The sequence below is a fragment of the Spirosoma sp. 48-14 genome (assembly GCF_001898575.1).
Lineage (GTDB): Bacteria > Bacteroidota > Bacteroidia > Cytophagales > Spirosomataceae > Spirosoma.
In genome coordinates, this window is the sequence record NZ_MKUD01000010.1 from 253,652 (window position 1) to 269,317 (window position 15,666).

General features: G+C 47.3%; 12 protein-coding genes and 1 pseudogene. 5 read left to right on the forward strand and 8 right to left on the reverse strand.

Going from position 1 to position 15,666, the window contains the following annotated elements:
- Positions 1-386: pseudogene (locus BGO59_RS09480) on the reverse strand (gliding motility-associated C-terminal domain-containing protein); the annotation flags it as partial.
- A 101-nt stretch (positions 387-487) separates the two neighbouring features.
- On the opposite strand from BGO59_RS09480, the gene BGO59_RS09485 reads away from it, so the two are divergent.
- The 5 genes from BGO59_RS09485 (at position 488) to BGO59_RS09505 (ending at position 7,620) form a co-directional block, all read left to right on the forward strand.
- Positions 488-1,252, forward strand: coding sequence for a 4'-phosphopantetheinyl transferase superfamily protein (locus tag BGO59_RS09485; protein WP_293683379.1), 765 nt, complete (start codon positions 488-490; stop codon positions 1,250-1,252).
- Positions 1,253-1,501: 249 nt separating this feature from the next.
- Positions 1,502-4,312 carry a PQQ-dependent sugar dehydrogenase gene (locus tag BGO59_RS09490; protein WP_293683380.1) on the forward strand — a complete coding sequence of 937 codons (2,811 nt, stop codon included), beginning with the start codon at positions 1,502-1,504 and terminating at the stop codon, positions 4,310-4,312.
- 52 nt (positions 4,313-4,364) lie between these two features.
- Positions 4,365-5,297 (forward strand): sugar phosphate isomerase/epimerase, encoded by a 933-nt coding sequence (locus BGO59_RS09495; protein ID WP_293683381.1) that lies wholly within the window; start codon positions 4,365-4,367, stop codon positions 5,295-5,297.
- 28 nt (positions 5,298-5,325) lie between these two features.
- Positions 5,326-5,865, forward strand: a complete 540-nt coding sequence (locus tag BGO59_RS09500) for a gluconate 2-dehydrogenase subunit 3 family protein (RefSeq protein ID WP_293683382.1) — start codon at positions 5,326-5,328, stop codon at positions 5,863-5,865.
- A 36-nt stretch (positions 5,866-5,901) separates the two neighbouring features.
- Complete coding sequence (locus tag BGO59_RS09505) at positions 5,902-7,620, forward strand: GMC family oxidoreductase (RefSeq protein ID WP_293683383.1); 1,719 nt, start codon at positions 5,902-5,904, stop codon at positions 7,618-7,620.
- A 10-nt stretch (positions 7,621-7,630) separates the two neighbouring features.
- Here the strand turns inward: BGO59_RS09505 and BGO59_RS09510 are convergent, their stop codons facing one another.
- The 7 genes from BGO59_RS09510 to BGO59_RS09540 form a co-directional block, all read right to left on the reverse strand.
- Entirely contained in the window at positions 7,631-8,839 is a 1,209-nt protein-coding gene (locus tag BGO59_RS09510; RefSeq protein ID WP_293683384.1) for a glycosyltransferase, read from the reverse strand.
- Between the two features lie 155 nt (positions 8,840-8,994).
- Entirely contained in the window at positions 8,995-9,852 is an 858-nt protein-coding gene (locus BGO59_RS09515) for a glycosyltransferase family A protein (RefSeq protein ID WP_293683385.1), read from the reverse strand.
- A gap of 45 nt (positions 9,853-9,897) precedes the next feature.
- Positions 9,898-11,043 (reverse strand): glycosyltransferase family 1 protein, encoded by a 1,146-nt coding sequence (locus tag BGO59_RS09520; RefSeq protein WP_293683386.1) that lies wholly within the window; start codon positions 11,041-11,043, stop codon positions 9,898-9,900.
- Positions 11,000-12,532: an O-antigen ligase family protein gene (locus BGO59_RS09525; RefSeq protein WP_293683387.1), complete on the reverse strand. Its 1,533-nt coding sequence runs from the start codon at positions 12,530-12,532 to the stop codon at positions 11,000-11,002. Before BGO59_RS09525 ends, BGO59_RS09520 begins: the two co-directional genes overlap by 44 nt.
- 83 nt (positions 12,533-12,615) lie before the next feature.
- The gene (locus BGO59_RS09530) at positions 12,616-13,545 is read right to left on the reverse strand and encodes a glycosyltransferase family 2 protein (RefSeq protein WP_293683388.1); all 930 of its coding nucleotides are present in this window, start codon (positions 13,543-13,545) and stop codon (positions 12,616-12,618) included.
- A complete protein-coding gene (locus BGO59_RS09535; protein WP_293683389.1) occupies positions 13,524-14,693 on the reverse strand; it encodes a sugar transferase in 1,170 nt (389 codons plus the stop codon). The genes BGO59_RS09530 and BGO59_RS09535 overlap by 22 nt, the downstream gene beginning before the upstream one ends.
- 234 nt (positions 14,694-14,927) lie before the next feature.
- Complete coding sequence (locus BGO59_RS09540; RefSeq protein WP_293683390.1) at positions 14,928-15,437, reverse strand: response regulator; 510 nt, start codon at positions 15,435-15,437, stop codon at positions 14,928-14,930.
- Positions 15,438-15,666 lie beyond the last annotated feature (229 nt).

Genomic DNA, 15,666 nt, shown 5'->3' on the forward strand with positions numbered 1-15,666 from the left:
TGTTGGTAGAAAACGCCCGGTTTATTTCCACCATTGACCACCAACATATTCCCCCGAGTGCTCGCCGAGGTATGATCCCGATCGACGGCATACCAGGTTGAGTTAAAGCAGGTACCATCGAGCGAGGACAAAACGGCGTATTGTCCATCACCAGGACAGTCAATCGGCTCAAATTCATAGGTAGTCTGATTGGCAATCGAAACGGGATTGCCTGCTACGCCAAATGTTTGATTGACTACCAGTTCGCCGGAGGGATTAGCGCATTGTTGGGCCGTAACCAGTTGGGGGCGGGCATAGAGGAAACAGGCAATCAGACCGATTGCAGGGCGTAACGTAATGGATAGCCGATAGCTATTCCTGATAACTTTGCGAGCCGCACCTATCATACCTGCCTATTAAGACAGTATTCTAATTTTCTGGTCACCATTTATAGGATTGTATCGTTTTGTTGTATGTAAATAATTGAATTTTATAAACTAATAGATTCATGTTGAATCGAAGTAGTACTGTTTCTACAATCACGTGTACAACACTGCCGGCTATACAATGGCTCGATGGGGCGGTCTGTCCTTTTACAGATGCATTGGCTGTTTTTCGATTTGAATGGCCAGGTCAGATAGAGCTAGACAACTTATTGAGTGAACTCACGTTTGCGGAGATCGAGCGGGCGAAACGTTTTCGTCGGCAGGAGGATCAGTATCGTTTTGTGTATGGGCGACGTATACTTCGACGGCTGCTTGGAAACTATGTGGGTCAGCCGCCTGGCAGTATAGAACTGACCGAAGGTATAAATCGAAAGCCAGTATTTACTAATTCACCCGGTTGGCAGTTTACTATATCCCACTCTGGCGATTGGATTCTGGTGGCTATTAGTACCGTATGGGTTGGGGTCGATCTTGAGAAATCTGTTCAGAGCTTTGATTTTCAGGGTATTGTTTCTCAGAGTTTTAGTAAGTCTGAGCAGCAGTTTGTCGAGGAAAGCCTTAACCGGGTCAACGCATTTTATACAGTCTGGACGAGGAAAGAAGCGCTGGTTAAGGCAACGGCAAAAGGAGTCGATGAAGATTTTGCGCGGGTCCCCTCACTGGATGGTAGGCATTCCGTCGATAGTCTGGTAATTGGAGGTTCAGGTGACTGGCTGGTAAACAGTTTTTGGGTGGCAGAGTGGTATCCGGCAGCGGTGGCGTATCCAGACACGATCAAGGAACCTCAATTTTATACGCTCGATAGCCAATTTTTAGAAGTTGTATGAGTTAGTGTGGCCAGGTTATAAGAACCTGATCCGTTCGGTTTTGAGAAACCGAACTCAGGGCAGATTTGAGAATCTGCCCTCACCCTAAATGGAGAAAAGCTCCAAAATAACCAACGCAACCAATTTCTAAGGCTAGGTTAGCCAACCAAGGTCGTTTAAATACGTAGTATCTGTTCGCGAAAATGGGTAAATTTGAAGAAAGGTAAATTTTACTATTCAAAGTAATTGTTACCTTTTACCCAGACTCCTATGCGTACACTGCCTTCGCTACTGCTGTCTATCCTTGTCCTGATAGTTCTGTTGGCTTTCTCGTCAGTTGAGCATGGGTTATTGATTGACCCAGTGGAGGCTGGTTTGCCTCCCGAAGAAAATCGATTTACGAGGGTAGTCATTGCGGATAAACTGGATGAGCCAATGGCCATGACCATGTTCAACGATGGTCGTGTATTGTTCATCGAGCGGAAGGGGCAAATTCATATCTACAATCCGACAACCGGAAAAATTAACCTGATCGCTACAATACCCGTCAGCACAAAATACACCAGCCGGGAAGGCGTTGTATCTGAAGCAGAGGACGGACTCCTGGGCGTTGTTCAGGACCCACAGTACGAGACCAACCACTGGATTTATCTCTATTATTCGCCTGCGGGTGATGAACCCAAAAATATTGTGGCCCGATACGAACTTCGGGGAGATGAACTGGTCATGTCGTCCCGGAAAGTGCTGCTCGAAATTCCTACCCAGCGTGAGCAATGCTGTCATACAGGCGGAGGAATGGTTTTTGATCGTTCGGGCAATCTTTATCTGGCTACTGGCGATAATACCAGCCCGCGAGTAACGGGATATACGCCCATTGATGAGCGACCTGGCCGGGCAGCCTGGGACGCTCAGAAATCCTCGGCGAACACCAACGATCTGCGGGGCAAAATTATTCGTATTCACCCGACGGCAAATGGCTCGTATACCATTCCAGCAGGAAATCTGTTTCCGAAGGCAACCGACCCGTCGGACCGAGCGAAAACCCGCCCTGAAATTTACATCATGGGCTTGCGTAACCCCTGGCGCTTGTCGATTGATAGCCGAACCGGGTATTTGTATTGGGGGGAAGTGGGCCCCGACATGCGCGATTCGGTGGGCGTTGGGCCGAATGGGTATGACGATTTCAATCAGGCACGTAAAGCGGGAAATTTCGGCTGGCCTTACTTCGTGGGCGATAATGCCGCGTATTGGGATCGGGACTTTGCTACCGGCAAATCGGGTGAACGGTTTAATCCGGCTAAACCCGTTAATAATTCACCCAATAACACTGGGTTGAACGAACTACCGCCAGCGCAGGGGGCATTTATCTGGTATTCGTATGGAGCCTCAATGGAATTTCCCATTATGGGTAGTGGAGGGCGCAGTGCCGTAGGTGGGCCAATTTTTCACAAAGCCGATTTTAAAAACCCTGAGCGCCTTTTTCCCGACTATTACGAAGGAAAATGGTTTATCACCGATTTCATACGGGGCTGGATAATGGCCGTTACTATGGATCAGCAGAGTAAGTATGTATCGATGGAGCGGTTCCTGCCCAATGAACGTTTCGATAGCCCTATCGATATGAAATTTGGGGCCAGTGGTGACCTCTACCTGCTTGAATATGGGAGCAATTGGTTTCGTGGAAACGACAATGCCCGCTTAGTAAGGATCGAATACAATGGCGGTAATCGTAAACCCGTTGTGCATGTGTCCGCCAACAAAACGAGTGGAGCCGTCCCGTTTCAGGTGAAGCTATCTTCCCAAGGGTCAGTAGATTACGATGGCGATGCATTGCGGTATCAGTGGGAAGTCAAATCATCGAATGGGGTCACCAAAACATCATCCGAGGCCAATCCGACGTTCACGCTTGAACAACCGGGCTTGTATACGGCAACGCTAGCCATAACGGACACGAAGGGCGCTACGAATAGCCAGGCACTGGAGTTGAAAGCCGGAAATGAGTCGCCTGTCGTAGCGTTTTCCATTACACGTGGTAATAAGACCTTCTTTTTTCCGGGCCAAACAATTGAGTATGCAGTCGATCTGAGTGACAAGGAAGACGGTAGCCTGATGGATGGTCGTATTTCACCCAGCCAGGTTGCGGTTACTATTCAGTATATGCCCGAAGGATTCGATAAAGTTGAGCTAGCGGCTGGTCATCGGTATGCCGACGCTGCGGCTAGGCTGACTTCAACGGCAAAACAATTAATGGCGGGCAGCGACTGCCAGGCCTGCCATTCTGTAGAAACCCGCTCGGTTGGGCCTGCTTACAAAGAGATTGCTTCGAAATATAAAGGCGACAACAGTGCGCCGGAGCGACTGGCGAAGAAAGTTATAGCTGGAGGAAAAGGTGTTTGGGGCGAATCGAGCATGAGTCCTCACCCGGGACTTTCCATGACCGAAGCCACTCAGATTGTAACGTATATTCTAAGCCTATCGGACGGAAAAGCTACCGTGAACATGCTGCCCACCAGAGGCCGCTATACGATGGACGTTCCATCTGGCGAAAGCACCAAAGGATCGTTTGTCCTGCGGGCCGCTTATACAGACAAAGGCTCCTCGCTAATATCATCCAGTAGCTCCGAAAGCCTGATTGTTCTGCGAAACCCAACGGTGGCCCCCGAAACCGCCGACGAATCGAAACAAACGGAGTTGATCACAGCGCAGGGGAAAGCCTTTTATGTGGTTGGGTCGGGCGCTTATCTGGGGTATCATGATATAGATCTATCGGGGATTAGCCAGATAGATTTTTCCGTGCAGGCATCTCCTAAAGTCGATGCCGCTGGCGGTGCCATTGAGGTTCGACTGGATTCGCCTTCGGGTAAATTAATCGGTGAAACAGCCTTTATAGAGATTCGGGATCCATCACGCCCTGCGGGTTCTCAGGCTGGCCCAATACCGCGACCTGCACCTGCCAAAGCCCGTATTGATGGTGTCGAAGGGATTCATAAACTCTACTTTGTTTTTAAAAATGCCAATGCCAGGGATAACCAGATTCTGATGAGAGTGTCCTCCATTCAGTTTATACCTGGCGATGCCTGACAAGCATCGTCAAACCACTACTGTACATTATTCATTCTAATTACTCAAGTCAATGCCCACATCCCGTCGTGATTTTCTTAAACAGGCTGGGGTAACTTCTGCCGGAGTTAGTATGCTGAACGGATGGTCAGCCGAATGTCTGATGGCGGCTTCTGCCAGAAAGATGTTCTTCGAAATTTCGCTGGCCGAATGGTCTCTGCACCGAACCTTGCAGGCTGGTAAGCTGACCAACATGGAATTTCCGGCAAAAGCGAAGACAGATTTTGGGATTAATGCCGTTGAATATGTAGATCAGTTCTTTAAAGACAAGGCTAACGATCAGACTTACCTGAGCGAATTGAAGAAACGGGCTGAAGATCTGGGCGTTCGAAATGTATTGATTATGGTCGATACGGCCGGGCCGTTGGCTGATCTGGATGAGACCAAACGGAAGCAGGCGGTTGAATCCCACTATCAGTGGGTGGATGCGGCCAAGTTCTTGGGCTGTCATTCCATTCGGGTCAATCTGCGTGGTAAAGGTACTGCCGATGAAATTGCCAAAAGCAGTGTCGACGGTTTAGGGCGGCTGGCTGAGTATGGGCGCAAAGCCGGAATCGGTGTCATTGTTGAAAATCACGGAGGTTACTCATCCGATGGGAAGTGGCTCATGCAGGTAATCAGGCAGATCAATAATCCGTATGCCGGTACGTTACCTGATTTCGATAATTTTAAACTGACCGATACAGCCGTATACGATCGCTATCTGGGCGTGCAGGAAATGATGCCTTTTGCCAAGGGAGTAAGTGCAAAAGCGCGGGACTTCGACGAGCAGGGCAACGAAGTAACGATTGACTATGATCGGTTGCTTCAGATTGTGAAAAAAGAAAAAACACCCGCCTTCAAAGGCTATATCGGTATCGAGTATTCCGGCAATCGGCTTAGCGAAGACGACGGTATTCGCGCTACCAAAGCTTTGCTGGATCGGATTGGTCAGCGGGTTTCCTGATACCATTGAATTAATCAATTTATTACCTATGCAACGACGTTCTGTCTTAAAAAATTTAGCCGTAACGGTAGGAGGGATGGTGAGCCTTCCGGCCTGGGCATCTGGCTGGACCCCAGATTCATTGGGTTCTGTAGCCATCGTATCGGTCGATGACGAAGCGCTATTGGGAGAAATTGTTGAGACATTTATTCCCGAAACCACAACGCCGGGAGCTAAATCGCTGAAAGTCCATCAATTTGCCTTACGGATGATTCGGGACTGCTACGCCCCTGCCGCCCAAACAACGCTTCAGCAAGGACTGGCTCTGGTCGATACAACGGCCCAGCAAGCGTATACCAAGCCGTTTGTTGACTGTGATTCAACGCAACGATTAGCCGTTTTGACTCAACTGGCTGCTGCTACTGATCCGGCTGGGAAAGCCTTTGTCGATATGACCAAGCGGCTGACCATACAGGGCTATTTGAATTCGGAGTATTACCTGGTCAATGTCGAGAAATTCAATATGGCACCCGGTTTTTATCATGGCTGTGTGCCTGTCCAGAAAACGGTTGAAAACGCCAGCCGATAGTGTGTTATAGTTAATCATTTCTTTTCATTCGATATCATGTCCTATTTCAATATAGATTCGGTTAAAGAACGAACCTTCGATGCCATCGTTGTGGGTTCAGGTATTAGTGGCGGCTGGGCAGCCAAAGAATTGACAGGCAAAGGTTTACGGACATTAGTGCTGGAGCGTGGCCGGGATGTGAAACACATTACGGATTATCCCACTACCATGATGCAGCCGTGGGAATTTCAGCATCTGGGGCAATTGACCCGCGAGTTGAAAGAGGCTAACCCAATTGCCAGTCGGTGCTACGCCTTTCGGGAAGATGCTACTCATTTTTTTGTGAAAGATGCCGAACATCCCTATGTACAGGAAAAGCCCTTCGACTGGATTCGCGGCTATCAGGTTGGCGGTAAGTCGCTCATGTGGGCGCGGGGAACCCAACGTTGGTCGGATTATGATTTTGACGGACCAGCTCGCGATGGATTTGCCGTCGATTGGCCCATTCGCTATGCCGATATTGCCCCCTGGTACAGCTATGTGGAAAAATTTGCCGGGATTTCGGGGAATAAAGATGGTTTAGCGCAATTACCAGATGGTGAGTTTTTGCCCCCGCACGAACAATCGTGCGTTGAGAAGCACTTCACCGATCAGATGGCCAAACATTACAACGGTACCCGTCCCATCATCATAGGTCGTTGTGCACACCTGACCAAGCCGCAACCGATTCATTATCAGCAGGGGAGAGCTCAGTGTCAAAACCGCTCCCTTTGCCAGCGAGGATGCCCATACGGAGGTTATTTCAGCAGTAACTCCTCCACCTTGCCCTGGGCCGCCAAAACGGGAAAAATGACCCTACGACCCGACTCGGTTGTCCATTCCATTATTTTCGATGAGAAGAAAAATAAGGCTACAGGGGTGCGGGTGATCGATGCGCATACCAAACAGATGACGGAGTATTACGCCCGCATCATCTTTGTCAATGCGGCCTGCCTGAACTCAAACCTGATTCTGCTGAACTCAACCTCGAATCGTTTTCCCAATGGTCTCGGTAACGACAATGGCCTGTTAGGAAAATACGTAGCCTTTCACAACTTCCGTACGACTATATCGGCTGAGCATGAAGGGTTTCAGGATACGAAGACCGAAGGAATTCGCCCGAACAGCAGCTATATACCGCGCTTCCGTAATGTATTCAAACAGGAAACCGACTTTCTCAGGGGCTATGCTGCTGGTTTCGGATCATCCCGTATGACGAATATCGATACATCAGGTATGGGGGAGGGGCTGAAATCCAGTCTGATGCAGCCCAAATACGGCAATTGGCGCGTGGGGTCACATATGATGGGCGAAACCATTCCAAAGGAAAGCAATTTCGTCGCTCTCGACCCGAATCAAACGGATCAATGGGGTGTTCCGCTGCTTCGTATCTCGGTGGCGTATGACGACAACGATGAGAAAATGATTCGGGATTTCCACGAGCAAATGACCGAAATGCTAACTGTATCGGGCTTTACAAACATCCAGACCCACGATGTTCCCGACAAAGCGCCTGGCCTCGATATTCACGAAATGGGTGGTGTTCGGATGGGTAAAGACCCGAAAACGTCACTACTTAATAAGTGGAACCAGTTGCATACCTGCAAAAACGTGTTCGTGACCGACGGTGCCTGCATGACTTCCACATCGACGCAGAACCCCTCGCTAACATTCATGGCCATCACGGCACGAGCGGCCGACCATGCCGTGAAAGAAATGCGAAAAGGCCTTTTGTAAGAGAGCACCGTTATAAAACAGGTTCTGGCTGCCAGGCCGCAGGGACCTGTTTTATAACGGCCTCAAATTCCTCGGCCCGATGCGCCCACGAATTCGCTTTTGCCATAGCGACCCGACCCGCTACCCGTTCAGGGGCCGTATCCGCCAGGGCTTTACGTAAGGCCTGGGCAAATTCTTCCGGGCTACTGGCCAATTCGATAACATCGTCGAAGTCATTTAGCAAGGAGAAAGGAGTAGACACGACGGGTAAACCGGCTGCTAAATACTCATTGATCTTAAGGGGATAGATCGTGTATGTATGGTCATTGCATACAAATGGAATCATAGCCGCCTGCATCTGCGCTAACAACGGAGGAAGCTCTGCCGGTTGACGCGATGGCGTGAAAAGTACGTTTGGATAGGCGGCTAAGCTACTGGTTAAGCGAGGCTCATGAACCTCACCAATAAATTGAAAGGTAACGTCGGGCATGGTTTTAACGCAATACTCGACGATCTCGACGTTGATTCGATTATCGGCTGTACCCAGGTAGCCTACAATCGGCTTTTGGGGCGGATGCTGCTGCGCTAACTCGAATGCCTGATTAAATAGCTCAAAGTTGACCCCATTCTTCACGCAAAAAGCATTTGGTTGTAAGACAGACTTCGATTGGCGCAGGGTTTCGGAGGTAGTTACTACCGCGTTGACTTGCCGAAGGTAATTGGGTTCGTAGCGGCTACCGTGGCGACGCATCCAGTTGATGATCGTGATCTCGTCGAAACAATAATAAATCGTAGCGCACTCATCCAGTTTCTTGAGCATCGGGAGTCCAAAGACTGGATTCAAACCATTAATAACCAACGGACGGCTCATGCCCAGTTGTCGCATAACCCGCCGGAGCCCGGTTACTAACCGATTTACATTCTGCTGAACGAGCAGATCGTGCGCTTTAGGAAGCATCCAGTTGACCGGCAACATGAGGGGAGGAGTCCAGACATGAACCTCATGGCCGTTTGTAAAGGTCTTTTTAATGAGCGGATCTTTTAATCGAATTATCTCCCGGACTGGCATACCCGGCCTGCCGGTAAGTCCCATTGCCCAGTCCTTCACCGTGTATTGATAGTCGACGTAAAGTATTCGGTGCCGAGCCGATAATTCGGTCATAAGTTGCACAACTGCCTTCTGGAAATCGCCTTCCCAGGTTGTCTGACCGAGGCAGACTATGCTGTCAAATTGTTGCATGTATTGCAAACGAAACTTCCTATTTATGGATGGTGGTTTCTTTCTAGGTACGCGGTAGTCGAGGAAGATGTTGCAGTTGATTATTGTGTGGATTATCAGATGATAAACTTTATGAGAATATAACTGATTTGATGTAATGGTTTAAGTGTTTATACTTAGTTATGCGAAGTTTTTGTATCGTGAGGAGGATGCGGAAATAAGTACGAAAAAGCACGTTTTAGCTCTTTGCCAATTCGGGTTTTCAGACCATGCATGAGCGTCCCTTCCTGTAGGATTGTTCTGGGCCCAGTCCACACGCGAGCGGAGTTGGTTTTCATCTGAACAACCCGGCCGTACTGCATCATGTCGAAACATAACCGGCCATCATCACCACGCGTATTATGGGTAATATACCCCGCTTTCAACCCCGCTTCGCGCACATACCCCATACTAATGCCATAGGCATTCAGATAGGGGCGTTTCACATGCCGGATTTCGGCCATCACATCTTTTAAGGTCTCATGTACAAAGAATTGCCACCTTGGAATGTCAGATGGTGCTATAAACGAATAGCGGCCATATACACACACTACACCCGGTTGAATCAACTTTTCCATCATTTCGTTAAGCCAGTTTTTAGGATACAGGCAGTCGGCATCGGCCAGTAGAATATACTGGCTGGTCGAATGCTCCTGACCTAACTGACGTGCCGGGCCACATCCCTGAATTGGTTGAAAAAGCCGTTTGATATGCAGCTTGTCCATCGTTTCCTGCGTTCGATCCGACGAATTATTATTGATAACAATAATATCGAACGGAATCTCTGTTTCGGTCGCCGATAACGTGCCGATTGCCCGAATCAGGTTGATTTCTTCATTATAGGCTGCAATGACGATCGAAACCAGTGGATTTCGGCTGATGCATTTGTCTAAACGAGCATTTATGTCATCGAATACCGTCTGAGGAACCTGATCAAGGCTTTCATATGGATATTCGTAAGGCTTGATCCAGTCTGGGTTAGAGAAAATAGTCATGGGCGGTTTTTTAAAAGGAAGGTTCGCTGATCGATCAATGCACGTTTAGGCTACTAAGCTTGGCGTATTTACTGCCTGGGCGTATACATCAAGTAGTTTTCCGGCTGTTGCTTCCCACGAAAACAGGGTTGCTCGCTGTAATCCTTTTCTGCGTAAGTCTGACCGTAAAGATGGTTTCAGTATCAGTTGATTAATACCTTCGGCCATTTCTTCGACCGATGTGGGATCGACCAGAAGAGCCGCATTTCCAGCTACTTCTGGCATTGAGGAGGTCGTTGACGTAAGGACAGGAGTGCCGGAGGCCATAGCTTCCAAAATGGGCAGTCCAAAGCTTTCTCTTAGTGATGGGCAAAGGAAAATGGTGGCGGCATTATAGATGAATGGCAGGATATAGTTGGGTATGTAGCCACACAAAATGATGTCGTCAACCAGCGATTGCCCGCCAATCTCGGTAAGAATGTCTGACAAAGCCGATGCTGGAAGATTCGAAATAACAACGGGTAACGTTAATTGCCCCTGCTTTTTAAGTAATAACAATGACTTCAGAACGCCACGTACGTTCTTTTTAGGATCCGTGTTGCCCAGAAAAAATATAAACTCCTTAGGCAGTTTATATTTCTGCCGAACCATATCGATTTGCTCCTGATCATTGATTACCCGAAACTGTTCGCTTACCGCATTCCAGATCGCGACGACACGGGAGGGGTCGAGATGCAGATGATCAATAATACGCTGGCGTTCAAAATTGGATACGGTGATAATTCGTTCGCACGAACGCACAATTCGGGGTACATTCCAGCGCCGGTATTGATTGCCGAACCGCTGGTACCAGCTCCCGGCCATCAACGGTTGAGTTTCCAGAAAAATAATATCGTGGAGAGTTACCAGTAAGGGAACGGAGCAGTTGAGTGGAGCCGTATTGGCTGTACAATGCAATAAATCGATACCATACTGATTGATTGCTTTAGGCAGTGTGTATTGCTCCCAAACGGGGTATGGACCACCAGATAACTCAACGAATCGAACATTTGGTGAGTTGGGCAGACCATTACGGTCGACGTCGGGTTTGACGAAAATGATAAACTCGTGTTCCTTAAAGTTCGTCAACGCTCGAATAGTTTCCAGCGCTACGATATCCATGCCGTGTTTATGCGGGCGAAGGAGTCGTTGTGCTTCTATTCCGATTCTCATATAAATAGCGCTTATGGGAAGTATGAACCGTTGACCTGATTTCAGGAAGTGAGTCCCAGCGATCGCAGGTAGTAAATAAAATTGAACTGATGAAGACAATGGTACTAGTCGGGAATTGCCCCAGAATCGGATTCGTATAGCTTACGACGCAGATGCCGATAAATTCAGCGAGTAGGGCAATCATAACTGAGGTCAGCCATGGGTCTTTAAGTTGCCATACTTTAATGGTCCCGATAAGAGCGATCAAGGCCAGAAACGCCAGATACACGCTCAGGCCAACAATGCCGGTTTCAATCCAGACCTGAACGTACCAGCTATCAGTTGGAATTTGGGATGCGAAATAGTTAGGGGTGAACCGTTGGCCATTTCCCGACGTAGTGCCGATGCCTGCTCCAAAAGGCAGGTCTTTTAAATACTGTTGTAGTTTTTGCTGGTTCTCCAGCCGAACCAGGAAAGAAGCATCCTGTGTTGGCCGGAGAGCCGTACGAATCCGCCAGATTTGATAAACTGAATCACCAATATGGGTAAATAAGAGGAAGGCTAATATGGGTAGGGCAACCATGAGCCCACGTAAGATGTAAACTAAGTTGCGCTTTAGAACAAAATAAGCGGGGTAGCCAGCAACAATAACAAAAAGGGCTCCCCGTGTACCGGAAACGGCAAATCCCCAAAAGAATATGACAGCCAGAAAGAGTAAAAGGAAGCGCTTGAGCCAGGAACTCGTTTCAAAAAAGAAAATGATACAAACGAGCGTGACCCCAGCCATCTCAGAACCAAACTGGCCGGCATCGGAATAAAATGAAAAACTACGCAACTGGCCCCACAAAATATGTTGTTTGGCGGCTCCCGCTGCCAGCCACCGCAGCTCGGCAGCCTCCAGCCCAATGTATTGTTGCTTAAAGGCCCATAAAGCTGCCAGAAACGACCAGAAAAGCCAGGAACCTAAAAATAGACGAATGTCTTTTTTAGTAATCGGTGCTACCAGTACTACGATGCTGAGCAGAAACCAGTTGAGTGAGAGCGACCGGGCACCGTAAAACCAGGCCGCCGGGTATGGGTGTCCCGGATTGAAATATTCAAGAATAGTAAAGGAAAGCCAGGTCGTCAGTAACCAGAATACAGGGCGACGAAGCCGTTTCCAGTCCATTCGTTTGCCGTTCAGGAAAGTACTTAGCAGGGTTAATACCAACAGCGCATCCAGGGCGGTGCCAACGGCTAATTCTGTTTCTAGAAAACGGCTGAACCCTAATACAAAACTGATTTGGATATACAGGAACAGACCGATTCTGGGCTCCAGCAGAACGCTGATCCCGATGATAAGTGCAACAGGCAGCCCTACTGTGACTAATGCGCCCATAATTCCCCAGGCACCAACCAGCCAGCCTGCAACTACGGCTACGAATACACCCATTACGGTGAAAAACCAAGGCTTATCACGCCATTGATTGATCAGTTGGAATGGATGGTTCGTTGTTGCTGGCAGATTCATAAGGCTGTTGCTTCAGATTAAAATAGGTAGTTATGGGAGAGACAAATAGGCCGACGATTGTATTTATTAGTTCGTATTGTAGGTTATACGGGTGATATACTTGGCGATGTCAGATTCCAGATGGCGCCGTCAATAAACGCTTTAGCATGTCGTAGCCGACCCGAAAGCAAATAGGTACCAACATGTTTGGGGAAAACAAACGCACTGAAAAACAGAAAAAAGACTAGTCGTTGAAAAACGGAACAATGACGTCGCATAAACAGAATACGATTTCGGGTCAGGTAGTACGTTCGTAGAGGACTGTTCTGCCCGACCGATGCTGATTCCTTATGCAGGATGGAGGCTGATGGTTGATAATAAATCAGAAAGCCTGCATTGCGAATGCGCTGCGACCAGTCGAGCTCTTCGTAATACAGAAAAAAACGCTCTGCAAATCGACCTACCTGGTCTACTACTTTTCGGCTAACCATCATGGCACAGCCGTGAGCAAAGTAAGTAGGGTGAGGCTTATCGAACTGTCCATTATCTGTTTGCTTAAAACCTATGGCCGTTGCTTGCCCGGTAAACATATTAATGGGGTTATAGCCTGCATATTGAAGCAATTGTGGTGAATCGAAAAAACGAATTTTAGGGCAGGTGACCCCCACTTGATCGTTCTCCATAAAAGGCTTCATCAGTTCGTTAAGTATAGTCGGCGATAACTCCGTATCATTATTGACAATAAAGTAATAATCCCCTTTGGCGACCTGAATACCTAAATTATTACCACCAGCAAAACCACGGTTTTCTTCACTTCTGACAATCTGAAGACGAGGAAATTGCGTTCGGTCAATTGTAGTTTCAAATGGCTCGACCGAGGCATTATCGACAACGATGATTTCATAATTCGGGTAGCTCAGCGTATTGGCCGACTCCAGAAACAGCCGCGTTAGTTCAGCCTGGTTATAGTTGATCGTAATGATTGATACACAGGCCCTCTGGTCTCCGTCTTCTACACGTTCTCTTTTTGCCATAAGCTGAAAAAGGTTCTCCAGATGATCAGGAGGTCCGTTTTAAGTGAAAACGTGTGTGAATATTCGATATCAAGCAAGGTGCGTTCCCGGTCCGACATGGGCCCTTTTCCTCGGGCTCGTTTTTGAACCTGCCAAAGACCCGTCAGACCAGCTGGGCCAGCAAATCGTTTGGCATATTCATCAGAAGTGAGTTTTTCTGCCTCATAGAGCGGCAAGGGTCGGTTGCCAACCAGCGACATATCACCCAGTAGAATATTGAATAACTGAGGCAATTCGTCGATACTACTATTGCGGAGGAACGTTCCCAGTCGAGTTACGCGAGGATCGTTCCTGAACTTCATAAATTTAGCTGAGGTCCTCGCTTCCTGTAAGTACGTTTTTTCGCAGATGGGTTTGTCTTCATCAAAAAGCAGACGTTGACAGGATAGCCCCTGTGCTCGACAAGCACTGCAAAGGTGTTCCACATCATTTGTTGGAGTATTCTGACCTGTTGAGGGGGCATATATATTATGATCGGCAAGTTGATTTAATAATTGATCGGCTTCAACGCGCATCGTGCGGAATTTATACATGTCGAAAACATGAAAATTGGCACCTGCCCGCTTTGATTTATAGATTACCGGACCTTTAGAGTCCAGAAATATCAGCAGCGCTACCAGTAGCATCAGAGGGGATAATAGAACCAGGATAATCAGTGATACACTGATATCGATGACCCGTTTCCACCAGGGAGTTTTAGGATGTGTAATGGTAATGGAGTCACTCCCCTGGAAGGTTCGTATATGATTGTTTAACGAGAGGTAGTAATTGATTTTTGATTCAAGGCGACCATTTTCTTCGTTAATAATCAGAATATCTGTGGCCCCAGTAATAAGAGCAGTGTGTAAAATCTGAGTTTTGCCAAGACGGCAGGTAACCAGAAAAGGAACCAATCGATAGTCGGTCTTATTCCGAACAATAGCAGACATCGATTGTCCAGTTGTTGTATCAGCAATAATCAAATCAACTTTTTGGCTATCTGTCAACCACTGTTCTGCATCTTTTTCGTCCCGGAACCGAACAACCGCACAGGTCGTGCCTGCAATGGTAGCAATGCGGTTGGCGATCAGATCGTCCTGCATGACCAATAAGACACAAGAATTTAACATTTTAGTTTCTAAAACGGGCGTAGTGTGCGTGTTATATGGTAGCTGGCAGGCTGACATTGTTGGAATAGGAAGCCTATTGCACCAATTAATAAGGCTGAATAGTCGAGTGAACTGAAAATAAGATAATAGATTTAGTTTTGTTTTTTCTCGGAAAAATTATATTCAGTAGGCTGTGGACGAATACCAGATAAGGTTAATAACCTTACATGCCTGGAAAAAACAGAGCGATAAACCTTACGCGCTTTGCGACAGTGGGTAATTACCAAAAAGCATCGATAAAAGTCTTGACTTCTGATGCCAGAACGATTTAGTTCCAGGGGCAGTAGCCAGGGGCATAAGTTGACGATGAATTTCTTCGATTGGTAATTCGACTCGACGAAGTAAAGCATGAAGCTTTGCCTTCACTTCCAGTGGATTAAAAGGTTTTGAAAGGAATGAATCGACACCTTGTTCAAGACATTGAATTCGGGTGGCGCTATCGGAAACGTTCGAAAGAATGACCACTGGCGTTTGCGAAGCCAGGCGGCTCATTCGAATGAGTTTGGTTAATTCAAGACCGTTAAAAAAAGTTAGTTCCAGTTCAGTCAACACACAGTCAAAGCGATTTCCCTGAATGAGCAATCGAGCAGCTTCCTGCCCAGAATTGGCTACAGTAATCTTAAAATCTTTGCTAAGCGTCTCGACCAGAATGTTAACCACGTATGGGTTTTCATCCACAATCAGCAAATGATACCTGGCGTTCATTTGTAATGAAGTTAAAATTACTTATGGGTTAGATTTTAAATTTTTAGACTAGTGGAGAAATAACAGGTTACTTTTTACTGAAAAAAAAAACTACTATGTCGTAGGAGAGATGTGTCAGAATTAGCGGAAAAGTTATACTTTATATATTTTCATTTTATAATTTGTTTCGTTTATTAATTGGCTGATAATAAATAATTTACTGATTTGGCCTTTAAAAAAGTATAATCCA

Excerpts from the sequence above, each read along its gene's own strand:
- BGO59_RS09505 (WP_293683383.1), top strand. The coding sequence starts at position 5,902 with ATGTCCTATTTCAATATAGATTCGGTTAAAGAACGAACCTTCGATGCC.
- BGO59_RS09490 (WP_293683380.1), top strand. The coding sequence starts at position 1,502 with ATGCGTACACTGCCTTCGCTACTGCTGTCTATCCTTGTCCTGATAGTT.
- BGO59_RS09520 (WP_293683386.1), bottom strand. The coding sequence starts at position 11,043 with ATGAGAATCGGAATAGAAGCACAACGACTCCTTCGCCCGCATAAACAC.
- BGO59_RS09530 (WP_293683388.1), bottom strand. The coding sequence starts at position 13,545 with ATGGCAAAAAGAGAACGTGTAGAAGACGGAGACCAGAGGGCCTGTGTA.
- BGO59_RS09495 (WP_293683381.1), top strand. The coding sequence starts at position 4,365 with ATGCCCACATCCCGTCGTGATTTTCTTAAACAGGCTGGGGTAACTTCT.
- BGO59_RS09510 (WP_293683384.1), bottom strand. The coding sequence starts at position 8,839 with ATGCAACAATTTGACAGCATAGTCTGCCTCGGTCAGACAACCTGGGAA.
- BGO59_RS09525 (WP_293683387.1), bottom strand. The coding sequence starts at position 12,532 with ATGAATCTGCCAGCAACAACGAACCATCCATTCCAACTGATCAATCAA.
- BGO59_RS09500 (WP_293683382.1), top strand. The coding sequence starts at position 5,326 with ATGCAACGACGTTCTGTCTTAAAAAATTTAGCCGTAACGGTAGGAGGG.
- BGO59_RS09485 (WP_293683379.1), top strand. The coding sequence starts at position 488 with ATGTTGAATCGAAGTAGTACTGTTTCTACAATCACGTGTACAACACTG.
- BGO59_RS09535 (WP_293683389.1), bottom strand. The coding sequence starts at position 14,693 with ATGTTAAATTCTTGTGTCTTATTGGTCATGCAGGACGATCTGATCGCC.
- BGO59_RS09540 (WP_293683390.1), bottom strand. The coding sequence starts at position 15,437 with ATGAACGCCAGGTATCATTTGCTGATTGTGGATGAAAACCCATACGTG.
- BGO59_RS09515 (WP_293683385.1), bottom strand. The coding sequence starts at position 9,852 with ATGACTATTTTCTCTAACCCAGACTGGATCAAGCCTTACGAATATCCA.